Annotated in this window: 22 protein-coding genes and 1 tRNA gene; 12 read left to right on the top strand and 11 right to left on the bottom strand. The window is 48.0% G+C overall.

Annotation, left to right across the window (positions count from 1 at the left end; genetic code table 11):
- The first annotated feature begins 152 nt into the window (after positions 1-152).
- Entirely contained in the window at positions 153-1,538 is a 1,386-nt protein-coding gene (locus tag N530_RS0100825) for a pyridoxal phosphate-dependent aminotransferase family protein (protein ID WP_247869151.1), read from the top strand.
- Positions 1,535-1,933, top strand: coding sequence for a response regulator (locus N530_RS0100830; protein WP_026479138.1), 399 nt, complete (start codon positions 1,535-1,537; stop codon positions 1,931-1,933). Before N530_RS0100825 ends, N530_RS0100830 begins: the two co-directional genes overlap by 4 nt.
- A gap of 113 nt (positions 1,934-2,046) precedes the next feature.
- Here N530_RS0100830 and N530_RS0100835 read toward each other — a convergent pair whose 3' ends face one another.
- From N530_RS0100835 to N530_RS17180, 7 genes are all read right to left on the bottom strand, one after another.
- Positions 2,047-2,418 (bottom strand): response regulator, encoded by a 372-nt coding sequence (locus N530_RS0100835; protein WP_026479139.1) that lies wholly within the window; start codon positions 2,416-2,418, stop codon positions 2,047-2,049.
- 24 nt (positions 2,419-2,442) lie between these two features.
- Positions 2,443-4,320, bottom strand: a complete 1,878-nt coding sequence (locus N530_RS18515) for an ATP-binding protein (RefSeq protein ID WP_162150922.1) — start codon at positions 4,318-4,320, stop codon at positions 2,443-2,445.
- 255 nt (positions 4,321-4,575) lie between these two features.
- Complete coding sequence (locus tag N530_RS0100845) at positions 4,576-6,585, bottom strand: bifunctional diguanylate cyclase/phosphodiesterase (protein WP_026479141.1); 2,010 nt, start codon at positions 6,583-6,585, stop codon at positions 4,576-4,578.
- 307 nt (positions 6,586-6,892) lie between these two features.
- The gene (locus N530_RS0100850) at positions 6,893-8,158 is read right to left on the bottom strand and encodes a TRAP transporter large permease subunit (RefSeq protein ID WP_211097825.1); all 1,266 of its coding nucleotides are present in this window, start codon (positions 8,156-8,158) and stop codon (positions 6,893-6,895) included.
- Between the two features lie 53 nt (positions 8,159-8,211).
- Entirely contained in the window at positions 8,212-8,763 is a 552-nt protein-coding gene (locus N530_RS0100855) for a TRAP transporter small permease subunit (RefSeq protein ID WP_026479143.1), read from the bottom strand.
- Between the two features lie 58 nt (positions 8,764-8,821).
- Positions 8,822-9,844: a TRAP transporter substrate-binding protein gene (locus N530_RS0100860; protein WP_026479144.1), complete on the bottom strand. Its 1,023-nt coding sequence runs from the start codon at positions 9,842-9,844 to the stop codon at positions 8,822-8,824.
- 32 nt (positions 9,845-9,876) lie between these two features.
- A complete protein-coding gene (locus N530_RS17180; protein ID WP_051540678.1) occupies positions 9,877-10,437 on the bottom strand; it encodes a gluconokinase in 561 nt (186 codons plus the stop codon).
- Positions 10,438-10,552: 115 nt separating this feature from the next.
- On the opposite strand from N530_RS17180, the gene N530_RS0100870 reads away from it, so the two are divergent.
- The gene (locus tag N530_RS0100870; RefSeq protein ID WP_026479145.1) at positions 10,553-11,572 is read left to right on the top strand and encodes a LacI family DNA-binding transcriptional regulator; all 1,020 of its coding nucleotides are present in this window, start codon (positions 10,553-10,555) and stop codon (positions 11,570-11,572) included.
- 33 nt (positions 11,573-11,605) lie between these two features.
- On the opposite strand, the gene N530_RS0100875 is transcribed toward N530_RS0100870, so the two are convergent.
- On the bottom strand, positions 11,606-12,439 hold the full coding sequence (locus N530_RS0100875) for a PhzF family phenazine biosynthesis protein (protein ID WP_026479146.1): 834 nt from the start codon (positions 12,437-12,439) through the stop codon (positions 11,606-11,608).
- A 118-nt stretch (positions 12,440-12,557) separates the two neighbouring features.
- On the opposite strand from N530_RS0100875, the gene N530_RS0100880 reads away from it, so the two are divergent.
- A complete protein-coding gene (locus N530_RS0100880; protein ID WP_026479147.1) occupies positions 12,558-13,019 on the top strand; it encodes an Lrp/AsnC family transcriptional regulator in 462 nt (153 codons plus the stop codon).
- Between the two features lie 66 nt (positions 13,020-13,085).
- On the opposite strand, the gene N530_RS0100885 is transcribed toward N530_RS0100880, so the two are convergent.
- A tRNA-Leu gene (locus N530_RS0100885) sits at positions 13,086-13,172 on the bottom strand.
- A 196-nt stretch (positions 13,173-13,368) separates the two neighbouring features.
- On the opposite strand from N530_RS0100885, the gene N530_RS0100890 reads away from it, so the two are divergent.
- Positions 13,369-14,277, top strand: a complete 909-nt coding sequence (locus N530_RS0100890) for a ribokinase (RefSeq protein ID WP_026479148.1) — start codon at positions 13,369-13,371, stop codon at positions 14,275-14,277.
- Here N530_RS0100890 and N530_RS0100895 read toward each other — a convergent pair.
- A complete protein-coding gene (locus N530_RS0100895) occupies positions 14,274-15,221 on the bottom strand; it encodes a nucleoside hydrolase (RefSeq protein WP_026479149.1) in 948 nt (315 codons plus the stop codon). The two genes, N530_RS0100890 and N530_RS0100895, sit on opposite strands and share 4 nt — an antisense overlap.
- 132 nt (positions 15,222-15,353) lie before the next feature.
- Here N530_RS0100895 and N530_RS0100900 point away from each other — a divergent pair, with 132 nt between their 5' ends.
- The 7 genes from N530_RS0100900 to N530_RS0100930 all read left to right on the top strand — a co-directional run bounded on the left by N530_RS0100900 (position 15,354) and on the right by N530_RS0100930 (position 23,934).
- Positions 15,354-15,773, top strand: a complete 420-nt coding sequence (locus N530_RS0100900) for an Hsp20 family protein (RefSeq protein ID WP_018688948.1) — start codon at positions 15,354-15,356, stop codon at positions 15,771-15,773.
- Positions 15,774-15,882: 109 nt separating this feature from the next.
- Positions 15,883-17,112, top strand: a complete 1,230-nt coding sequence (locus tag N530_RS0100905; protein ID WP_026479150.1) for an ABC transporter substrate-binding protein — start codon at positions 15,883-15,885, stop codon at positions 17,110-17,112.
- A gap of 33 nt (positions 17,113-17,145) precedes the next feature.
- On the top strand, positions 17,146-18,825 hold the full coding sequence (locus N530_RS0100910) for an ABC transporter permease (RefSeq protein WP_026479151.1): 1,680 nt from the start codon (positions 17,146-17,148) through the stop codon (positions 18,823-18,825).
- 19 nt (positions 18,826-18,844) lie between these two features.
- Positions 18,845-19,507: an ATP-binding cassette domain-containing protein gene (locus N530_RS0100915; protein ID WP_018688945.1), complete on the top strand. Its 663-nt coding sequence runs from the start codon at positions 18,845-18,847 to the stop codon at positions 19,505-19,507.
- Positions 19,508-19,520: 13 nt separating this feature from the next.
- Positions 19,521-21,980, top strand: coding sequence for an ATP-dependent helicase HrpB (gene hrpB / locus N530_RS0100920; protein ID WP_026479152.1), 2,460 nt, complete (start codon positions 19,521-19,523; stop codon positions 21,978-21,980).
- A gap of 51 nt (positions 21,981-22,031) precedes the next feature.
- Positions 22,032-23,348 carry an ActS/PrrB/RegB family redox-sensitive histidine kinase gene (locus N530_RS0100925; protein WP_018688943.1) on the top strand — a complete coding sequence of 439 codons (1,317 nt, stop codon included), beginning with the start codon at positions 22,032-22,034 and terminating at the stop codon, positions 23,346-23,348.
- A gap of 22 nt (positions 23,349-23,370) precedes the next feature.
- Positions 23,371-23,934 carry an ActR/PrrA/RegA family redox response regulator transcription factor gene (locus tag N530_RS0100930; protein ID WP_026479153.1) on the top strand — a complete coding sequence of 188 codons (564 nt, stop codon included), beginning with the start codon at positions 23,371-23,373 and terminating at the stop codon, positions 23,932-23,934.
- Here the strand turns inward: N530_RS0100930 and N530_RS0100935 are convergent.
- Positions 23,931-24,422: an MmcB family DNA repair protein gene (locus tag N530_RS0100935; protein ID WP_026479154.1), complete on the bottom strand. Its 492-nt coding sequence runs from the start codon at positions 24,420-24,422 to the stop codon at positions 23,931-23,933. The two genes, N530_RS0100930 and N530_RS0100935, sit on opposite strands and share 4 nt — an antisense overlap.
- Positions 24,423-24,490: the final 68 nt, after the last annotated feature.

Raw genomic sequence — 24,490 nt, forward strand, 5'->3', positions numbered from 1 at the left:
TTCTGGATTATGATTAACGAATGGTTGCAAGTAACTGCTCGTTTTTATCTAACGGAGTGAATTTCAGTTTACCTCAATTTTTATCATTGTTTTCAGACGTTTACCCTATGTTTTAGCAATATAATAAAAGTGGGCAAATAAAGTTGGGCAAAATGATGGAAAATAATTCTAAAAAAATAACAAGTGAAGCGCTGCAGGGAAGCTTACGTGATTATCGCGCTTTCACAGGCACTGACATAATTCACCGTACGGATGGATTTTTTGATTGGCAGGAAATTCGCCGCGCTTCGGACCTTTGGCCTTATGCTAAATCGACAGCGACAGCACCAAAAACACATTGTGAAGCAAAAAATGACGATGGCTCATTGGTCAAAGGCGTCAATTTCGCTTCTCAAGATTATTTGAGCTTAGCGTCGCATCCTGATGTAAAAGAAGCTGCAATCGAAGCGATTAAAGAGTACGGCGTACATAGCGCTGGTTCAGCGGCTCTTCTTGGAAATACACGTCATTCATTGGCTCTTGAAAAACGTATTTCTGAATTTCTTTATGACCGCGAAACTGTTCTTTACCCAACAGGCTGGTCAGCGGGCTATGCTGCCATTCAGGGTTTTGTTCGCCCTGATGATCATGTTGTTCTTGATATTCTCGCGCATTCTTGCCTCCAGGAAGGTGCGCGTGCATCAACACGGAACATCCATTTCCATGGTCATTTGAACTTGCGCGCTTTGGAACGCCGTCTTCAAAAAATCCGTGCAGTCGATAAAGACAATGGCATTTTGATTGTCACTGAAAGCTTGTTCTCAATGCATTCAGATACACCGGATATCGGTTCAATCCGTGCATTGTGCGACGAATATGAAGCAACTCTTTTGGTTGATTGTGCACATGACTTCGGTTCAATGGGCGATGATGGCCGCGGCCATATGGGTCTTCAGAATGTATTGCAAGAAGTCGATATCATTATCGGAAGCTTCTCGAAAACATTTGCATCTAATGGCGGGTTTATTTCTGTCAAAGATCGCGCCACCGCTGAGTACTTAAAATATTATTCAGCAACACAGACATTCTCAAACGCCTTGTCTCCAGTGCAGGCCGCAACAGTGATGACTGCACTGAATATTGTTGATAGCGCCGAGGGGACAGCCCGTCGCCGCAAACTGATGGACAACATTCTCTATATGCGTGCTGAAATGGGCAAGGTAGGTTTGGAAACACTTGGTGATCCATCTGCTATCGTGCCAGTACTCGTTGGTGCTGAAGGCCTTGCTCGTATTGCATCACGCGATTTGAGCAATCTTGGTGCCATTGCAAACTTGGTGGAGTACCCAGCTGTACCGCAGGGCGGCGCACGCTTCCGTGTGCAGGTAATGTCTGACCACTCATTCTCTGATGTTGATGAGTTGGTACAACTTATGCTCAAAGCAATGCGTAGCGGCGAAAAAGAATACTTGATGCTTTGTGATCAACATCCATCACTTATCAAATCACGCTTTAGCATTACGAAAGATGCTGACGCTAGCGTACGGAACGCAGCATGATTGGGATTCGCCAACCAAGACTTCTAGCAATTGACGATGATGTGTCATCGGCTGAATTGATCGTTCGCGTTGCCGAACGCTGTCGATACGAAGCCTTTGCCACATCTGACTCTCGCGGGGTTTTGAATTTGGCGAGTGCATTAGCACCGGATGTTCTTTCAATTGACATTCGCATGCCAAATCTTGATGCAAATGACTTATTAATTCTATTGGCAAATGCAAAATACGCTGGGAAAATACTCATCATCTCGGGGCAAGACCCCGAGATACTTGAGGAAACGCGGGTTAAAGCAATTTCACTGGGATTAAATGCTCCTTTTGCATTGCAGAAGCCGATTGAGATTGCACAATTGCGCATGACTTTATTGTCGGATGAGGTGAATGCCGCAGCTTAGTTACGGTGTGATTGATCCATCAGGCAGACAGCCAATATTACAACAATGAAAAAGGCATGATAAAATTTATCAGGCCTTTTGTTTGATGCTTATTAGAAAAGATAAGTTGGCTTTTATTGAACCAAAAGTGCGCGGTTCATTTTAATGAGCAATCTTGGCAGATCGACCGGCTTTGTATCAAAGTCAATACAGCCAGCTTCTAATGCGCGCGTCCGGTCTGTTTCAAACGCACTCGCGGTCAAAGCGATGATCGGAATGTTTGTCGTAGTTGGGTTGGCTTTAATCCTACGTGTGGCCTCACAGCCATCCATTTCGCCAAGCCCTATGTCCATCAGTATGATGTCAGGGTTAAACTCTACAGCACCTTCCACGCCGGACGGACCGTCGACTGCGTAACGAATTGTGTAGCCCCGTTTTGAAAGGCGCCGTCCGATAATATCTCGGTTAACCGGATGGTCCTCTACAATTAGTACTGTTGTGCTCATAAAATTACCCTGTCTGGATGTTGCTTATGCAGCATCTCTCTTAAGCAAACTGTTAATACTTTTGATCAATTGCTTGCTGTCTATTGGTTTAGGAATAAATGCGTCTACGAGATTGCTGCTGCCAGTTTGCGGGCCATCGATCACACTTACCATCAAAAGTGGAATTGATGCTGTGTCAGGCGATGATTTCAATATTTCGACAACTGCCCAACCATCGATTTCAGGCATGAGGACATCAAGCATAATAAGTTGAGGCTTGACGGCTCTTGCAAGCTGCATAGCACTGGCTGGTTGATCGCTCAGAACAGGGCTGTACCCTTCTTTGCGCAATATACGATCAACGAGGTTCAAATATCCCTTATCGTCATCAATGACCAAAACTCTTGGCGCACTGTGTGGCGTTGCACTTGCCGATAAGCCCGCATCGCCTTCTTGGAATGCACGCAAATCAGAGGCAGCATTCGTCAAGGCCGCATCAGTCTGGCTGTGGTCTTCGTTTTCTTCTTCTTCGCTTCCTGCGTTATCAGCGACTTCAAGTGGAACGGTGATTGTAAAGACCGATCCTTCACCGATTGTACTGGTTGCGGTGATATCGCCGCCCATGAGGCGGCATAGATTTCGGCTTAGCGATAGGCCAAGGCCAGTGCCACCAAATTTGGCATTAACAGCTGCGTTGGCTTGGCTGAAATTCTGAAACAAGGTTGCCAGTGACTCTTCTGTGATGCCAACACCGGTATCTGATACCGCAATTTTCAACATCGGAACGTCGCCAGTAAAATCCTTCGTTGCGGTCAATATAATTTTACCATTCTGACAGAACTTAGAAGCATTAGACAAAAGGTTGAAAATGGCTTGGCGCGTTTTGGTCAAGTCAATTTTGGCAGCGCCTAATTGTTCGCTTTTCTCAATGACAAAAGTGTTGGTGTTTTTAGCTGCAAGCGGTCGAGCAGTCATCTCGATTTCGCTTATCATCTGATCGATGTCGACCTCTTCGATATACAGGTCGGTTTTGCCCGCTTCAATTTTTGAAATATCCAAGATGTCATTGACCATCGCAAGCAAATGCTTGCCAGCTGCACTAATCTTCTGCAAATCAGCAATTTGCTCACCATTGCCATCCAACTCGGCATCTTCCAGCAATATCTCAGAATAGCCCAATACTGCGTTGAGCGGCGTGCGTAGCTCATGGCTCATTTTAGCTAGGAAATCAGACTTTGCACTGTTGGCGCGTTCGGCTTCTTCTTTTGCAAACTTTAGATCATCGAGCGTTGCTTGGTGACGGGCGATTTCGCGTAGCAATCCTGATTGTGAGTCGACAACAGATGCATAATAGCTCGACATAAAGAAGATATACATCGAAGCACAAATCAACGATAGCATGGTCACGCCAACCATATCTTCAAGAGGAATGTGCTGCGGAAAAGAACCATCAAGCAAGTAGACCGTGTAGAAAACGCCGACGCCGCCAAAGATCTGTAAAAGCGTTGCCACGCTGGTTTTTATGCCGGAGCCTAAGTAGAAAAAGGCGAGCAGTGGTGTCAGCAAGAACCACATCAAGAACGGTGAGCTCGCACCGCCATATTGATATGCTGTAAACAGAATGATGAAGTTTAAGTTCACGGTCGAGGCGAGCGCAAGCGTGCTGTACCAATTAGGAAACAGTTTTAGTGCGATTATAAAAGCCCAGAACATAGCAAGTGCTGCTGTTGGGATGTGAACATGCGGCCATGGGGCCGGGTCATTTACAAATAAGAACAGGAAAATAGGGAAGCCTAAAAATGGGCCGAGCAAATGCGAGATAATAAACATTCGAACGCGTTTGAGCTCATTGATGTCGCCTCGCATCTCATCGGGAACAAGACGGTCTGCAAGATTAGCGAAGTGGTTCATCAAATTTGTCATTAGATAGGCCCTTGTTTTGCCGCAGCTGCGACTTCCTACTTCGCTTAATTTTTCATAAAATTGTAAATAACAGCTTAGCATTTGGTTGTTGCGAAGCTTTGCACCATTGTCGGCCAACGTCTCACAGGCCGTAGCATGCCGAAACATGTAGGGTGCGGGTCCAATGTGCACGTCCAATGTGCACGTCCAATGCGCGCGTCTATGCAGCGCTTCAAGACGGGATGCTTGGAAACGATTTCTGATTAGTTTCAGACGTTATGCGTATAGTTTGGTCGCATGATTGAAAAACGTTGACAATGGAGCAGGTTTACCAAGCAAGTAGCCTTGTGCATGTGTGCAGCCCGAAGCACGCAAAATATCATATTGCTCTTGCGTCTCGACACCTTCAGCCGTTGTTTCCATGCCAATATTGCGTGCTAATGCTGCAACGGCGCTAATGATGGCGCCTGATTGCTGATCCCGAAGCAGTTTCAGAACAAAAGAGCGATCAATTTTCAAGCGATCAAACGGGAACATATTAAGATAATCAAGCGTTGCAAAACCGGTGCCGAAATCGTCAATAGCGATGGTAATGCCAAGCTTCTTGAGCTCGATAAGCTCTTCCATCGCGCCGTTGACATCTAGCAAGACTGAGCTTTCCGTTAGCTCTAATTCTAATTGTGCCGGATTAACACCTGTGCGTTTTATTGCAGCTTTAACATGCGCCAAAAGTTCACCTTTACCCAATTGGAGCGGTGATACGTTGACGGAAATTTTTTCGGTTAACCCATAAGCCTTAATGTTGCTCAAGGCGCAGCTAATTGCATATTTGCCCAATAGATCAATGAGGCGGTGTTCCTCTGCAACGCTGATAATGCGGTCTGCAGGGAACCAAAGGCCGCTTTTCTCAGGCCAGCGCACAAGCATTTCAAACCCAATTCGGGCGCCTGTTTGAAAAGAACAGATAGGCTGAAAATGAAATTCTAATTGGTTATTGCGGCAGGCTTCAATAATCGCATGGTTTTCTTCATCTCTAAGCTTAAGTTCTGCGGCCATACGTTCATCAAAGATTTCAAACGAATTACCACCGCGCGCTTTGGCACGATACATAGCCATATCCGCCTGATGAAAAAGCTCTTCGCGTGTAATCTTGCCGCCTTGCCCAAATGCGCAGCCAATACTGGCCGCAGGCTTGATTGTTTGCCCGCGAATGAGCGCTTCACGCATGAGGCTGGCTTTTAGCTTTGTCAGATCAGCTTTTATTTTCTCAACATCTATGTGTTTCGTGACATAGGCTACGGCAAATTCATCACCGCCAAGCCGCGCAACAATAGCCAATTCACCGTAATGTTCACTCATTCTAAAGGCGAAGAGTTTGAGCAATTGGTCACCAGATGCGTGTCCATATTGATCGTTAACGGGCTTAAAATCATCAAGGTCAATGATCACCATGACAACATTAAGATGAGATTCTATCAGCTCTTTAAATTCGTTTTCGAACGCATGTCTGTTGAGCAATGATGTCAAAGAATCATGATGCGCAGCATAAGCTAGCTTTGTTTCTGCCTGCTTTGCTTCTGAAATGTCATGGTGTGTGCAAACCCAACCACCTTCCGGAAGTGGGCGGTTGATTGTTTGAATTGTGCGAAAGCCATTGATCGTCCCAGTTTGTACTGTGCCGTGATTGGCCGCCATGTCTTCAAGCAAGGCTTCACTAAATATTTTTGGATCGCCAACGAAATCGCCACGTTCAAACTCGCAACTAAGAATCTCTAGAAGGGTCATGCCCTCATAGATTTCGCCTTCGGGCTTGTTGAAAAGATCAAGATATTGCTGATTCCAGAACCGCAACCGGCCTTGGGCGTCAAACACGTTAAGTCCATGATCAACATTATCAAAGATTGATTGAAGCTTATTCAGCTCTTGTTCTGTGTCTTCAATGCTCTGAACTGTGCCGAAGATACGTAGATTATTCTGTGTATCAGTCTTAACTTCGCCAAGAGTACGGATGCGAATTTGTTCGCCGTCTGCTCTGATTATTCGCAGCTTTAAATCCCACGAAGATTGCTCCTCAATCGCGGTGGCGACAGCTTTTGCTATGATCACGCGATCATCGGGATGATAGAACTCGATTGCTGCTTCTATATTTGGTTCATAATCCAACGGCACGCCGTGTATTCTTTTGGTTTGGCTAGTCCACTCAAGTTTATTGTTCTTAAGATCCAATTGCCAGCCACCAACGCCGGACACTTCCATGATACGTTCGATTGTGAATTCTTCGATCAAGTCGTTTCACCAATAAAAAGCCGCACCAGAACAGTGACGGCAAAGTCCGAATTACATTTTGCCTTCTAGCGATCTTCTGTTCATGAAGAATCGCAGGCTTATTAAGCTGGACGCCAACCAGTTAGATAAGCGTTACCGCAACGGAATATTCCCGATGGGTGGCAAATAGAATTGTCATTTAAACCTTAAGATTAGGTCAACTGTAACGCAGAGTTCGGCTATAAAGTGCACATATCAACTGATATGGCACGCGACATGGTCTTGTACTGGTCATGCAGAACCATGCCGCGTTGTGCGTTTTGATATTTTACCGACCTGTAATTCCAGGGAATATGATCAGCATTGCCAGTGCCAAGATTTGCAATGCAATGAACGGCAGAAGCGATTTGAAAATTGTCGCCAGTGAAATGTCTGGCGGTGCAACGCTTTTCAAATAAAACGCAGCAGGTCCAAATGGCGGTGACAAGAATGATACCTGCATGTTCATACAGAACACCACACCAAACCAAACAGGATCGTACCCTAACTCTGAAATGATGGGCACGAATATTGGCATTGTCAAAAGCGCGATGCCGACCCAATCAAGGAACATGCCCAAGACGAACAAGATAAGCATCATGAAGAGCAAGATGATAACGCGGTTATCAGATATGCCTGTGATTAAATCAGACACGAAATTGATGCCGCCCATCAGGTTAAAGACGCCAACAAGGGCACTTGCACCGATACCGATCCAAACGATCATGCCGACCGTCTGAAGCGTTTGCAGCGCAGCACCCTTCAAAAGGTCTAGCGTGAATTCACCGCGAATGATGGTTGAAAGTAATACGCCAGCAACACCGACCGCCGATGCCTCTGTAACACTGGCAATGCCGCCATAGATCGAGCCTAAGACGCAGGCCACAACGAGAAGCGGTAGAATAAGCCCTTTTAAAAGACGAAGCTTCTCGCTCATAGGCGTTTCATCGTCTTGCTCAGGAATGGGGGCCATAGCCGGGTTTAAATGAGCCCGCACAAGGATATAAATTACATAGAAGCCCGCAAGCATAAGCGCTGGCAAAAATGATGCGGTGAATAGATCGCCGATGGAAACATTGGCTGTTAAGCCGTAGATGATCAGAACAATAGAGGGGGGTAGCATCGTGCCAAGTGCACCGCCTGCGCAAACCACGCCAATTGCCAGATGTTTGTCATAGCCAAGGCGCAGCATTTGGGGCAGGGCCACAAGCCCAAGCAGAACAACTTCGCCGCCAATAATGCCGCTCATGGCGGCCAAAATAACAGCAACGAAAATGGTTTGAATAGCAATGCCGCCGCGAAGACGGCCGCCAACAAGACGCATAGCATCAAACAGATCACGTGCGATGCCAGAGCGATCAAGTATTGCTGCCATAAGCACGAACATTGGCACTGAAACAAACACAAATGATGAAACAAACGAGTAAACGCGGCTTGTTATCAGGGGCACAGCCATAGGGCCAAACCAGCCGAGTGCGAAGATAAGTGCAACGAGGAGAGTAACATAGGCCAATGGAATGCCGGTTACGAGTAAACCCAGCAGCATGGCGAACATTAAAAATGTGCCGCCTCCAATACCGAGTTCTTGAAATGAGCCAAAGAATTCCACTAGTTGCGACCCCGCGCGTAATTATAGGCAAGAATAATAAATTGAACGGCCATCACAGCCATAATAACGAGTAGAAAAATCTTTACGGTTCCCGGAAAGATAGGGTCCCAAGCGCTTCCAGAGCGCTCTAGTCTTATGCTGCCGTCTGGTCGAAAAGCTGCACGCAAAACCATTGTATAGGCTGCCCAAGCAAACATGGCGCTAGCGGCGGCGCAAACAATAGAAATGATGATGTCAAAGATGCGCCGAATGCGCGGCGGTATGACATCGTAAATTAAAACGACACGGATGTGGCTGTTACGCGCGGTGCAATATAGCCCGCCATAGATGAAGGCCATCCCGCAAAGAAAAATCGTGGTCTCATGCGCCCAAATGGTCGGTGCATTGAATACATAGCGCAAGATAACTTCGTTCATCAGGATCAGTACGGATAGAACGATGCCAGTAGCAAAGATAATACCAATACGATCAATCCAGCGACCCAGCCAACCTGCTTGCTGAATGGCGCCCGGATCAACATTGTCATGAACCGTTTTTTCTGTTTTGGGCATTTTAGCCTCCCCGCATAAGAGAATCGGGCAAAATGCCCGATTCCTTGTTAGCCAACGCTTATTGCATTAGGCCGTTTTCTTTCAGGTATTTAGTCAAAACGTCATAGACTTTTTGGGAGTTTTCAGAGCGCTCTGCAACTTTCGCCCATTCGCCTGTGGCGATAGTACGGAATTTCGCACGTTCTTCCGCTGACCAGTTTGAAATGGTAACTTTGCCACCGGCTTTGGCAGCCTCAACAGCTTCCATGTCTTTAGCAGCAAGTGCCGCAACTTGGTTTTGCGCAAATTCGCGTACGCTTTCTTCAAGCATGGCTTTCGTTTCATCCGGCAAGGCGTCCCATTTTGCCTTGTTCATTGAAATTTCAACCAGTGGCATGGAGTGGAAGCCCGGATATACAGGGTTTGTTGCAACGTCATGCATGCCCTGCGCTTGGTTTGTTGAAAATACAGAATAATCTGCCGCGTCGATCACGCCCTTATCAAGCGAAGTAAACACTTCAGAGCCAGGTAAGTTCACCGGTGAAGCACCTGCGGCTGCAAATACTTGTTGAACAAGTCCTTCTGGTGCGCGGAGTTTTAAGCCTTTAAGGTCATCAACGCCGTTAAGTGGCACCTTGGAAACAAATGCTTCCAGACCTGGAGTTGTTGCGCCAATGAAATGAAGGCCATATGGCTCCAACAATTCATTCATTAGCTCCTTGCCGCCGCCTTCGTTCATGAATGTGAACATTTCTTCAGGCGCTGACCATGCGCCAACTGGGTTTGCAACTAGGCCAAAAGCTGGGTCTTTACCTGCGAAGTAAGATGTATCGGTAATATGGCCATCCAAAATACCTGCGGCTATGGCGTCTTGAGTTTCATTATGCGCGACGATCGATTCAACGGGCAATAATTCAATAGCAATCTTGCCGCCTGACTTTTCAGCAACAATCTCAGCCCACCCTTGTTGAAGGATGAAGTTCGGGTTGCCAGCAGGGTCTGAAGATTGGAACTTCAATGTCATTTCCTGCGCATAGGCAGAAACTGACATTGCTGCGCTTACTAAGCCGACAAGTGCGAGTTTTGAAATTTTGTTTATCATGCGGTTTTCCTCCGTTGCATGTGTTTTCGTTCTCAGCCAGTAAATTGTTGGCTGACATTGACCCTCAAGCCGTTTTTATGGGCATTATCGAGGTATGTGACGATCTGTTCTATGATCGTCGTCAAAGGCTGGTTGCAGTCGAGCGTTATGCCATTTTCCTCTTTTGCCAATGGTTCAAGAGAGGCCAGCTGGCTTTCAAGTAACGCCACGCCGACGAAATGAGATTTTCGCGCCTGTAGTCGCTCGGCTAAAATGTTACGGTCAGCGCTCAAATGTATGAATAGCGCGCCAGAAAGCTGAGTGCTGAGTAGCTCTCGGTATGAGCGCTTGAGAGCTGAGCATGCAATCACAGGATTGATGCCGTCATTCGCTGCAAGTGCAGTTTTAGCAACGGCTTCAAGCCACGGGGTGCGGTCTGCATCTGTGAGTGCGATACCGTTCGTCATTTTTGTGCGGTTTGAGGTTGAATGAAAGTCGTCCGCTTCAACAAATGGGCGATTTATATGTTTCGCCAAAGCTGCGCCGATAGCAGATTTACCTGCGCCGCAGACACCCATAATGATGATTGATGGCGATGTCGCGCTCGCATTCATTGTAAAATTTCCTCCATAGGCAATAAAATGGTAGCGCTAACATTTGTCAAGTGATAAATTACATACTAGATGTTGCCAACTGCGAGTTTCGAGCGCCGATTGGATTAGAAGTATAATGAAATCAACGGGGGTAACTATTGCAGATGTTGCGCGTGAGGCTGGTGTTAGCCCCATGACCGTATCAAGGTCGCTGCGTGAGCCAGAACGCGTATCAGCTAAATCACGTGAACAGATTGCCGCCGTTATAGAGCGTTTGGGTTATGTGCCCGATCCAGCAGCGCGGGCTCTTGCTGCTGGCCGCACAAACGTCATTGGTGTCATCATTCCGTCTGTGACCAATAATGTTTTTGCAGATGTGATGCGCGGTATTTACGGCGTGATTGAAGATAGCCAATGGCAGGTGCAATTGGGTAATTCACGCTATGTGGCAGAAACGGAAGAGGCGTTGACACGCACTTTTTTAAGCCAGCGACCTGCCGGATTAATTGTTTCAGGAATCGATCAAACCAACAAAACACGCGAACTCTTAAAAAATGCACCGTGCCGCATCGTTCAAATTATGGAAATTGGTGCATCGCCTATCGATATGATGGTGGGGTTTTCCCATAGCGACGGTGCACGCGCAGCAACACGGCATTTGATTGATCGCGGATATAAGCGTCCTGGGTTTTTGGCAGCACGAATTGATCCACGGACGCAGCGGCGCATGGAAGGGTTTGAAGATGTCACGCGGGCTGCTGGCATTTTTGACCCGAACCGCATTTTGACGACGCCTGCGCCATCTTCGGCTGCGCTTGGCCGAGATTTAATGGCTCGGTTGCTGGAGCATACGCCTGATACAGATGCCGTGCTGTGTAACAATGATGACTTGGCGCTCGGAGCAGTATTTGAATGTCTGCACAGAGGCATAGATGTTCCAAACAATATGGGAATTTGTGGTTTTAACGACCTAGAGATGATGGCCGCCGCTTACCCAGCGATTACCAGCGTCAAAACCTACCGCGAAGAAATGGGCCGCATGGCTGCAACAATGTTGCTGCAAACTCTGCAAGGTGATGAACCTGAAATGCCCGTTGTTGATTTAGGATATTCTGTGATGGTGCGTGAGAGCACAGCTCGAAAACCAAAGAGCTAACACGCGCCTAAATGAGGTCAGGGCTATGAGCGGTTATGCCATATAGCGAGATGTCCCAGATATTTGAATTGAGCTGCCTTTTTCGCCCGACAGAACCGCTTTAATGTGCGAGCGAGCGCCCATGTCCTCACCTTGGATGATGTTGATTTCCCTGCCCGACAATTTTCCGCTATCTCGCAAATATCCTGCAAAAGCAGCAGCTGCGGCTCCTGTTGCAGGATCTTCTAATACACCGCCAGAAGCGAAAGCGTTTCGAACATGAAAGAGCCTTTCACTTTCTTGCCAAACAAGCATGATGGTGGTGAGGCCCATCGCATTCATTAAAGTGCGTCCAGCATCAAGATCATACTGCATAGCGGCAAGCTTTTCGCGGCTATTTAAGCTAAGGACAATATGGTTGGCGCCAGCACTGATTGACATTGGGGGTATGTCCTTATCGAGGTCGTCAGCACCATATCCCAAAAGTTCTAGGATCGCGCCCAATGTCTCCGCCGCAATCTTGCTGTGTGATGTTGGCGGTGACTTTAGGGATGCGCTGTAGACCTTTCCGTTTTGGCTGCCTTCAATCGTGATTTCAGTATGACGTAAAGATAATGTCCAAACGTTAGGGCCAAATTGATCAGCCAAGGCGGCTCCCAAAGCGATTGTCGCATGCCCACAAAAAGGCACTTCGCTTTCAGGCGAAAAGTACCGCGTCATCCATTTCCCATCAGTTAGACGAGCTGCAAAAACTGTTTCTGAATACCCAACTTCAGCAGCAATCTTCTGCATCTGTGCTTCGCTTGGTAATGCGTCGGTTATCATAACGCCCGCTGGGTTGCCGCCAGTTTCCCCATCGCTGAATGCTGCCACTCTTAAAATCGTCATGTCATTGTTCCTGATTGATGAAGTCTGGCGTTAAGATAACAAATTGATGGAGCTTGTGGCCTGCATATTTCAAGGTATAATTCCAAAACTCTGTTTAAAATGTAGGTAGATTAAAGAAATGCCCTCTCAACATAAGGTTGTTGATAGCGTCGACTTAAAAATTCTTGATGAATTGGATAAGGCTGGGCGCATTTCTTATTCTGAGCTTGCCTCAAAGGTGGGCATGTCTAGCCCAAGCGTTGCCGAGCGCGTTAAGCGAATGGAAAGTGCTGGAATAATCAGGAATTTCACCGTTGATATCGATTATGGAGCGCTTGGTCAGGCGCTCGAAGCGATCGTTAGAATTAAGCCAAGGCCGGGCAATTTGCACATTATCAAGAACATGATCATCGAGGAGGCACGCTTCACAGCCTGTGATGCGGTGACAGGGGATGATTGCTTTGTATGTCGTTTGGTTTTCGGTGAGATGAAAGACCTAGACGCTATTCTTGAGCCATTTCACGAAAAAGCAGAAACAAATACCGCAATAATAAAGTCGTCGCCGGTGCGCCGTCGCCTACCGAAAATTAAAGCTTCATAGCTGCGCTAGGTATTTTAGTAAGCAATTTGTCGATGGTGTAAAAAGCACATTTATCGAACAGTGATTTGGTGCCCAGAAGAGGACTCGAACCTCCACACCCTTGCGAGTACCAGCACCTGAAGCTGGCGCGTCTACCAATTCCGCCATCTGGGCACGTTATTGGTGGGCCGATTTACGGTTTGGGATTTTGCAAGTCAATAAGCCAATTGCATCAAGCTCGCAAAAATCCTCTTGCTTGATGTGATTGATGCCTGACAATGAAAATGCATTCTGATAGCACGAGTGAGCATCATTTTAGATGGTTCTAAGAAGCTTCGTGAATGCTAAGTATGAAGGCAGAGGGATATTTATGATAATCGTTGTTGGCTCAATTAATCTTGATTTAATCGCCCGTGTTAAAAAAATACCTTTGCCAGGTGAAACAGTCTCAGGGTCAAGTTTTGCAAGTGCCCCCGGCGGGAAAGGTGCCAATCAGGCATTGGCCGTAAGGCGTGCAGGTGCAGATGTCGCAATGATCGGTGCCGTTGGCGAAGACGCAAATGCAGAACCTGCCTTGGCATTGCTTGAAAGCGCAGGCGTGGATTTGGGCGGTGTCGCGGCGATCACAGAGGGCGATATTTCTACTGGCGTTGCGATGATTTTGGTTGATGAAACCTCTGGGGAAAATCAGATTGCAGTCATCGCTGGAGCTAATGCTTGTGTCGGTGGTGACAGCTTAAAGGGCGCTTCGATTAAAGCGGATGATATTGTCGTGTTGCAGATGGAGGTGCCTGATGCGGCAAATCTTGCAGCCATCAAGGCTGCACAGGAAGCTGGCGCACGCTCCATTCTTAATATTGCACCTTACGGTGAAGGTGCCGTTGAACTTGCCAAGCACGCCGATATCACCATTGCCAATGAAACAGAATTTGACGATCTGAGCCAAGCTTTGAGCTTGAGCGGAAATGACCGCCGTGAAAAAGCGCACGCCTTTTGCCAAACCTTTGGTAAGGGCCTCATCATAACGTTGGGCGCAGATGGTGCCTTGGCGATCATTGATGGCAAAGAATATTCTGCAAAATCGCCAAAGATTGAAGCTGTTGATACAGTTGGTGCAGGAGATACTTTTTGTGGTGCGCTTGCTGTTGCATTGAGCGAGGGACAACCGGTTGAAGCCGCACTTAAATTTGCATGTGCTGCGGGAGCTTTGGCTTGTTTGCAGGCCGGAGCGCAGCCAGCGATACCGCTGCGCACCGACATTGATAAAATGATTGCTTAAAGTGTAGCAACGCGTTCGGTAATCAAATCAAAGAAGCCTTGTGCGTCAATTTGATTGAGAACCATCGCGTTCTTTTTGCGATCCGTCACACCCCACCAGTCAATCACAGTCATGCCCATTGTGAGTTCGGACTGAGTTTCGATCTCCACATTACACATCCGGCCAGAGAAAAGTTCAGGCTTGATAAGGTAAGCTGTCACACAAGGGTCGTGAAGTGGGCCGCCGTCGGTTCCGTATTTTTCTTCATCAAAACGTTCGAAGAAATCAACGAGATCAGCCGTGGCGTCGCATACTTTTGTGCCTTTAGCGCGAAGGGCATCAATACGCTCTTTTGTTGTCAAAGCTTTGTGCGTGCAATCAAGCGGCGCCATGACAATGGGTATGCCCGATTTGAAAACAATGTCGGCAGCTTGTGGGTCGACATATATATTAAACTCAGCCGCAGGGGTTATGTTGCCACCTTCAAAAAAACCGCCCCCCATCAAAACGATCTCACGTATTTTAGGGGCGATATCGGGCGCTTTTTGCAACGCGGTTGCGATATTTGTAAGCGGTCCAAGCGGACAGAGCGTTATGTGGCCTGCGTCATGTGCGCGAACCTGTTCGATAATGAAGTCAACGCCGTGTTTATCTTGAGGCTGCATTGTTGGTTCAGGTAAATCAGGGCCATTTAAGCCTGTATCACCATGAACATGCTCAGCCGTTAGCAGCGGTCTGCCAAGCGGACCTGCAGCACCGGGAAAGACTTTGGTATCTGTTTTGCCAGCCAACTCACAAACTTTGAGGGCGTTTTTAACGGTCAAATCAAGCGGAACATTGCCCGCGACGATTGTAAGCCCAAGCACATCAAGCTCAGGGCTCGCAAGAGCGAGTAAAATTGCAATTGCATCATCTTGGCCAGGATCTGTATCAATAATGATGGCGCGCGGATCATTGTTTGCCATTTGTCGTCCGTATCTTTCTTGAAAATGTGATTCTAAGTGACCATACTTAAGGTTGAAGCAAATGCCAGTAGGGTTTGTTTCTTATGTCGCTTAAAATGAGGGCATGGCCAGCGAAATCTGGTCTGATAGATTATGACACGTATGACCACTTTTTCCAGTCCGCTTCTTGTCGGGTTTGAAGCTATAGAAAAATCACTTGAGCGGGTTGCGAAATCTGCGGACGGCTATCCACCTTATAATATTGAGCGCATGCGCCATGAGGAAATGGATATCTTGCGGATCACGCTTGCCGTAGCGGGCTTTGCCATCGATGATCTTGATATCACGACCGAAGACAGCCAGTTGGTTGTGCGCGGCAAACAACGCGATGATAGCGATCGCGATTTCCTTCACCGCGGCATTGCTGCGCGCCAGTTTCAAAAAGCATTTGTATTGGCCGATGGTATGCGGGTTTTGGCAGCTGAGTTAAAAAATGGCTTGCTCATGATCGATCTTGATCGTCCACGGCCTGAAAAGCTTGTAAAAAAGATTGCGATTTCTCAGACAGATTAACCACAGCTGTTTGTATATCACTACTTTGTGAGTTGAGCGCTCTATTGGTGAATTGACCTTCGAGCGTTCTACATGTTCAAGATGTCTCATAATTAATTGGGGCATCGAAATGATCAAGAAAATTAGTCTATGGACCGCACTGGGCGCAGCGTCACTTTCTTTGACGAATTATGCCTTTGCAGGCACTGATTCCAAAATCTGGGATATGGTGGTTAAAGAAGCCGAAGGCCAGACGGTCTATTGGAATGCTTGGGGCGGATCGACCCAAATCAATGACTATATCGATTGGGTCGGGCAGAACCTTAAAGACACCTATGGCATTGAAGTTGTTCACGTTAAATTAGACGACACTGCAAATGCAGTTTCCGCAGTCGTTGCTGAAAAAGCTGCTGGCAAAGATGAAGATGGTTCTATTGATCTGATTTGGATTAACGGAGAGAACTTCGCATCCATGAAGAACCAAGACCTGCTCTATGGTCCCGATTGGGCGCAAAACCTTCCAAATTGGCAATATGTAGACGTTGAAAATAAACCAACGATTACAACTGATTTCACCATTCCAACAGATGGCATGGAATCGCCCTGGGGAATGGCAAAACTTGTCTTTTTCCACGATAGCGCCCGTACCAAGGCGGATGAAATGCCAGACAACTCTGATGATTTGCTTAAATGGGCAGAAAAGAATCCCGGACGTTTTTCCTATCCGCAGCCACCGGATTTTATTGGCTCAAGCTTCCTCAAGCAGATTTTAATTGAGCAGGTTGAGGACGTATCCTTGCTTCAGCAACCGGCCGAGGATGTGGACTTTGAAGCCGTCTCCAAACCGCTGTTTGATTATCTTGATAAGCTGCACCCAAATCTTTGGCGTGGAGCAAAGGCTTTTCCGCGTGACTATCCGTCAATGAGCCAATTATTGGCTGATGGCGAATTGGAAATAACATTTGCCTTCAATCCAGCAACCGCTTCAAGTGCGATTGCGAACGACGAGTTGCCCGATACCGTGCGGTCCTTCACATTTTCAGGCGGCACATTAGGTAATACTCATTTTGTTGCCATTCCGTATAATGCCAATGCAAAGGCAGGCGCTCTGATCTTAGCGAACTTTCTGATTTCACCAGAGGCACAATTGCGTAAGCAAGACCCTGCATTTTGGGGTGATCCAACCGTTTTGGCGATGAGTAAGTTGCCAGAAGATAAAGCCGCAGAATTCAGCGCACTTGATCTTGGCGTGGCAACACTTCGTCCTGATGAGCTTGGGCCAGCATTTGACGAGCCGCACCCAAGCTGGATGGCTATAATCGAAGAAAAATGGGCATCTCGATACGGTGTTGCCAATTAATTTCTTTTTGGTTGAGCAAGGGCGGGTAGGTTAATGCTGCGATATTCACCGCTCATTGCATTGCTGGTTCTGGCTGTGCCCGTTTTATGCGGGTTAGCTGGAACCGTGCTACCAGCATTTGGCTATTTGCCAGCTTTAGGGGGCGAAGATTTTTCGCTGCTTCCTTTTGAAGAGTTGTTTTCGCAAACGGGTATTTGGCGCTCTATTTCTCAATCGTTTTTTATTGGCGTAATCTCAACCGCTCTATCTGTTATGCTTGTCGCAGGCTTTGTGTCCGCATGGTATGGCACGCGCCTTTTTAAAAAAGTTCAATATCTTGTCTCGCCACTATTATCCGTGCCCCATGCTGCTGCGGCATTTGGCTTTGCATTTATGATTGCGCCTTCGGGGTTTTTCGCACGCCTGTTTTCACCATGGCTAACAGGGTGGGAGCGACCGCTAGATTTATTGATCGTCAATGATCAGCTTGGCCTTGCGCTGATTGCCGGATTGGTCGTGAAGGAAGTGCCATTTTTATTGTTGGTAACGCTTGCTGCCTTGCCGCAAATTGCAGCAATTAAATCGTCTCACCTTACGCAGTCTTTAGGGTATGGCCGCATGGCAGGTTTCCTGCTTTCGACATGGCCGTCGGTTTACAGGCAGATAAGACTGCCGATATTTGCTGTTATTGCCTATGCAAGCGCCAATGTGGATATGGCAATCATTCTAGGACCAGCAACGCCATATACTTTGCCGGTGCGGCTTGTCGGCTGGATGAATGATCCTGATTTAAAGATGCGCTTTATGGCTTGTGCCGGTGCGTGTGTGCAAATTGCAGTCACAGCTTTTGCATTATTGGTTTGGATACTCATCGAACGCTTTACCGGCGCTGCATCTCGAAGCTTGGCCGCAAAAGGAAACCGCTACACGCATGATTGGGGCTTTCGCGTTACGGCATCCGTTTTGATGACAGCATCAGCATTGATCGTTTTTGGCGGTTTGCTCGTTCTTGCCCTTTGGTCTGTATCGGGTCTGTGGCAGTTTCCAAACACATTGCCCAATACACTTTCGTTTAAAAACTGGATGCGAGCGCTTCCAGGCCTTTCGCAGCCATTGATAACAACGGTCATTATCGGTGCAGCGTCGGTCGCAATTTCCATAATAATCAGTTTGGCCTGTTTGGCACGCGAACAACAAACGGGGCGTAATGGTGGCAATCGTGCTTTGTTATTGCTTTATCTACCTTTGCTGGTTCCTCAAATTGGCTTTCTTTTCGGCCTTCAACTTTTGCTCCTCAGTGTGAATGCGATAGCCAGTTGGACAGCGTTGATACTGGTCCATGTGGTGTTTGTTTTGCCCTATGTGTTTTTATCGCTTTCTGCGCCTTGGCGCGCATTTGACAAGCGCTATGATTCAATCGGTGCAGCGCTTGGTTCCTCAAATTGGCGAATTTTCTGGCGCATTCGCACGCCCATGTTGCTACGCGCGATATTGGCTGCATGTGCCGTTGGTTTTGCAGTTTCAATCGGGCAATATTTACCCACTTTGTTGATTGGCGCAGGGCGCTTTCCGACAATTACAACCGAAGCTGTTGCACTTGGATCGGGCGGCAATCGGCGTATTATTGGTATTTATGCTTTCATGCAGATGATGCTGCCATTTATCGGGTTCTTACTTGCATCAACACTGCCTGCTTTGATTTTCCGAAACCGCCGCGGCATTACGGGTCTATAGAAAGAACATTGGTTTTCTTATGAGTTACGCTTCAACAGGTCTTAAAATCGATGGTGTGCGTATTAGCCTTAATGGGCGCGAGCTTTTGGCTGTTGATCATCTTATCAACCCAAAGGAAGTGTTGACGATCATGGGGCCATCCGGCTCCGGTAAATCCACATTGCTTGCTTATATTGGTGGTTTCCTCGATCCCGCATTCGAAGCGGAGGGCGATGTATATTGCAGCGACATGAATATTACATTGGTCAAGCCGCAGCAGCGTCGCGCAGGTTTGCTGTTTCAAGATCCGCTATTGTTTCCGCATATGTCGGTGGGGGGCAATCTGGTTTTTGCAATGCCAGCAGATATTCAGCCAAAGGCAGAGCGGCGAAGCCAAGCTGAACAAGCCTTAACCGATGTTGGATTGGACGGCTTTTTTGAGCGTGATCCCGATACATTATCAGGTGGCCAGAAGGCACGTGTCGCACTGGCCCGCGTGCTTATCTCACGCCCAGCCTTTTTATTATTGGATGAACCATTTTCAAAGTTAGACGCTGATCGCCGCGCACAAATGCGAGAATTAGTATTCGAAAATGCTAAGCGCCGCTCACTCCCTGTATTGCTGGTGACACATGACCGCGAAGATGCACTTGCAGCAAATGGAACCATCATAGAAGTCGGTTCCCAAACCGCAGGTCAGTAGGCTAAAAGCCCCTATGATGAAGTTTGATGACCTTCCGGTTTTGGATGTATTGCCCGAGATAAAAAATGCTTTGGGCAATCAGCGCAGTGCAATCTTAATTGCACCGCCAGGTGCAGGTAAAACAACAGCCGTGCCGCTTCAGCTTTTGGGTGAAGAATGGCTGGCGAATAACAAGATTATCATGTTGGAGCCACGGCGTTTGGCCGCGCGTACTGCTGCGCGCCGTATGGCGGCCAGCTTGGACGAACCGGTTGGCAAGACGGTCGGCTATCGCATGCGTTTTGATACAAAGGTCAGCGCCAAGACAAAAATCGAGATTGTCACCGAAGGCGTGTTTCAGCGCATGATTGTGGATGATCCTGAACTGGACGGCATTGGCTGCGTTATATTTGATGAATTCCATGAGCGCAGCCTTGATGCCGATTTCGGTCTGGCTCTGACGCTCGATGTGATGGAAGCGCTGCGCGACGACCTGCGCTTACTGATCATGTCTGCCACACTTGATGGCGCCCGTGTTTCTACCTTTCTCAAAGGTGCGTCTGTCATTGAGAGCAAAGGTCGTATGCATCCGGTGGATATACAATATCTGCCGCGCCGTGCCGATCAACGCATTGAAGATGCTATGGCGGCTGCGATACGCAAAATGCTGATGGAGGAAGAGGGAAGTATTCTAGCCTTTTTGCCAGGGCAGGCGGAGATAAGAAGAACGGCCGAGCGCCTAGAAGGAAAGCTGCTTGCAAACGCGTTCGTAGCGCCGCTTTATGGCGCGATGGACATACGAGATCAGGACTTGGCCGTTGAACCACCGCCCGCTGGAAAACGTAAGGTCGTGCTGGCAACATCATTGGCTGAATCGTCCATCACTATTGATGGCGTTCGTATCGTCGTTGACAGCGGCCTTGCGCGGCTACCATCCTTTGAAGCCAATCTTGGCATTTCACGCCTAGAGACAAAGCGTGCATCAAAGGCCAGCGTGACACAGCGTGCAGGTAGGGCGGGCCGTACAGCGCCGGGTGTATCTGTTCGGTTATGGCAAGAAGAACAAACCGCAGCTTTGCCGGATTTTGAATCGCCAGAAATTATGCAGGCAGACCTGTCTTCTCTGTTGCTTGATTGCGCAAGCTGGGGGGCAAGTGGGCCTAGTGCGTTACAATTTCTTGATCAGCCACCTCAAGCGCACATAAACGAAGCGCGAAAATTATTGTTTGAACTTGGCGCGCTTGATTCTAGCGGTGGGATTACACCAAAGGGCAAAATAATTGGCGCATTGGGCCTTCAGCCCCGTTTGGCCGCCATGATTGCCGCAGGAACATCGCAGAAAGATTGCGAACGCCGTGCAATGCTGGGCCTTCTGATCAGCGAACGTGGTCTTGGCGGGAACCATGTTGATCTTGCCAACCGTTTTGAGCGTATATGGCATGATGGATCGCCGCGTGCGCGTAGTGCAAAGCACATGGCCATGAATATGGCTAAGCAGGTCAAAGTGATTGCGAAGGGCGATGAGGTGTCTGTTGGCCTTATGCTTTGCGATGCTTTTCCAGACCGCTTGGCACGGCAACGTGATAATCAGGCTGGCAGCTATATTCTTGCCAATGGTCGCGGCGTCATGATTGAGGAAACAGAAGCCTTAGCAAGCCATAGATTCTTAGTGGTATCCGACATGATCGGATCGGCGACCAATGCACGTATTGTTTCGGGCGCTGCGATTGAAGAAAGCGATGTGCTTGAGCGTTTCGCAGATCAAATCATTGAGCGCGATAGTTTCACATTCGACAAGTCATCTTTGCGCTTAAAAGGACAGCGCACGCGCCAATTAGGAGCCATTACGCTGAGCGCAGCACAAGTTGCTGTTCAGCCAAGCGATGCGGCAACCGATGCTCTTATCGCTGCTATACGGCGCTATGGTTTGAATATCCTTCCTTGGAACAAGGCTTCCACCATGTTGCGCGCGCGGCTTGCCTGGCTTCATGTTCATCAAAATGATTGGCCGAATGTATCAGACGATGCATTATGCGATGCGCTGGAAGAGTGGCTTGCACCATTTCTAGTGGGCAAAACAAAACTAACGGAACTGTCCGATAATGATATTGTAAATGGACTGATGAGCCTTGTGCCATATCAATTGCATGCGCAGTTAGATCAACTTGCACCAACGCATTATGTGGTGCCGACGGGGTCGAAAATACCGCTGACATATAATGCCGATGGTGCTGCGCCGATTTTGTCCGTGCGGATGCAGGAGCTGTTTGGTTTGGCATCCCACCCTTCAATTTGTGATCGTAAAGTGCCGCTGACAATCGAAATGTTATCGCCAGCGCACAGGCCAATTCAATTAACACAAGACTTGCCCGGTTTCTGGTCGGGCAGTTGGCGTGATATGCGTGCTGATATGCGTGGTCGATACCCGCGCCATGAATGGCCAGAAGACCCTGCACAGGCTGCGCCAACACGCCGCGCCAAGCCTCGTAAATAATACGCTATGAGATGGCTGTTTATTTGGATGATTTAGCGCGACAATACGTGGATGGTAATGGATATTGATCTTGATGAAATAGACGGCTTTACAATCCGCCGTTTGCGACTTGCAACACTCACCGCCACGCGTTGGCTGGCTGTGCTTGGGCAAAGCTTGGTCTTGGCAATTGTTGCGGGCTATCTTGAGTTCCCGCTTCCGATAATGCCTTCCATTGCACTTATTGCGGCCTCGGCAATCTTAAATATCTTTGTTACTTGGATGTATCCAGCAAACCAGCGCTTGGAACCATATCAAGCGATGGCAATCTTGCTGTTTGACATTGTTCAACTTGCCGCACTGCTATATTTGACGGGCGGGCTAACAAACCCATTTTCGATTTTGCTCATTGTTCCGGCCATTATTTCGGCGGCAACATTGCCTGTTAGGTACACGTTCCTGCTGACTTTGATCGTCGCGGTTGCCGCTTCAATTTTAGGATTGTTTCATTTGCCGCTCCCGTGGGAGGCAGGTAGCTCTCTCATTATTCCGTTTGTATTTGTTGTTGGGCTTTGGGGCGCTTTAATCTCCTGTCTGTTGTTTGCAGTGCTTTATGTTTACCGCGTTGCAGCTGAAGCACGACGGCTATCAGATGCACTTGCAGCAACAGAGCTGGTCATTCAGCGAGAACAACATTTGTCAGCCCTTGATGGCATGGCCGCCGCCGCCGCCCATGAACTCGGAACGCCCCTTGCGACGATCAGCCTTGTTTCAAAGGAAATGGACCGCGCAACATTTGAAGACGATCCACTTAAAGAAGATATTACATTGCTGCGCACGCAGGCCGACCGTTGCCGTGAGATTTTAAGCCGCTTATCAACGCTTGGAACTGACGACGAAGACCCGATCACCCGTATGCCGATCATGGTGATGATTGAGGAAATCGTTGCCCCACACCGTGAATTCGGTGTTGAGATTTCAACGATTGTCACAACCAAAGATACACCAGAGCCAACAGTGCTGCGCAATACAGGGCTGATTTATGGTCTTGGGAATATCGTTGAGAACGCAGTCGATTTTGCTAAATCAAAAGTATTGGTTTTTGTAAGTTGGGAAAATCAGCGCATCACGGTTCATGTGCAAGACGATGGTCCGGGCTATGCGAGCGAGCAATTGACCAATTTGGGTGAGCCAGACATAAGAAATTTGCGCGGAGCAGAGCGCAGCCGTGAAGGTAGCGAAGGATTGGGGCTCGGCATATTTATTGCTAAAACGCTTATTGAGCGTGCCGGTGCCGATATAGTATTTGCCAATGGGTCTATCCCCGGCGTTGGCGCAGATGTAAAAGTGTCGTGGCCTCTTACATCCAAAAGCCGATTGAGCGCGTAGTATTTATGAAAGAAGATGCATGATGACAGATAATGAAAATACTGCGAATACAGATATTGGTCCTGATCCGACATTATTGCTTGTCGATGATGATGCGCCATTTTTGCGCCGTCTGGCACGCGCAATGGAAACGCGTGGCTTTATAGTCGATATGTCTGAAAGTGTTGCAGATGGTTTGGCGAAAGTGAAAAACCAGCCTCCTGCATATGCCGTTGTCGATCTGCGCTTAGAAGATGGTAATGGCTTGGATGTTGTGAGCGCACTGCACGAAAAACGCCCCGATGCGAAAGTCGTCGTTTTGACAGGCTATGGCAATATCGCCACGGCTGTAACGGCCGTAAAGCTGGGTGCGATTGATTATTTGTCAAAGCCTGCAGATGCAGATGATGTTTTCAATGCACTGTTAAACACTTCAAACGGCAAAGCACCGCCGCCAGAAAACCCAATGTCGGCAGACCGCGTGCGCTGGGAGCATATTCAGCGTGTTTATGAAGCCTGTGATCGCAATGTTTCTGAAACCGCACGCCGATTGAACATGCACCGCCGAACATTGCAGCGCATATTGGCAAAGCGCGCGCCGCGCTAATTTTGCTCTGGCAAAACATTGTAGCCAGCAAGTTCAGCCAAATGCAGCCGCTTAGCAGCAAATTGTGCAAAGCGAAGGGTAATCGCTTTGCGGCGCGCTGCATTAAGTTTTTGAATTGGGCAATCTTCAATAATGGCGGCACCGCGTGCGTCTGCAAGCATGAAACCTGCATCATCTGGAAACAGTGATTGGGGAACATCATCGAGCGTTGCAAAGAAGAGTTGATCACAATAGTCAAAATAATCGGGCCATTTATGGTCTGATTTGATGTCTTCTACGGATGATTTAATCTCGATAATCCATATCGTTCCATCTCTAAAGATCGCGGCTAAATCAGCGCGGCGTCCATTCGCGAGCGTTAACTCAGGCACATGTGCTGCTCCCATTTGAGATAGCAGTTTTTGCACGCCGCGCCTTACTGCAAGCGCACGGTCTGATTGCCGCCCGTCAATGAGAGGGTTCGTTTTATGAGGAGAAATTATCGGCATCTAAGCTCTTGTTTTCTAACTATGGGTTTACAAATCGCGCTGCTTGCCGCCAACTTAACATGATTGTG

It is taken from the genome of Ahrensia sp. 13_GOM-1096m (genome assembly GCF_000620605.1).
In the GTDB taxonomy this organism is placed as follows: domain Bacteria; phylum Pseudomonadota; class Alphaproteobacteria; order Rhizobiales; family Rhizobiaceae; genus Ahrensia; species Ahrensia kielensis.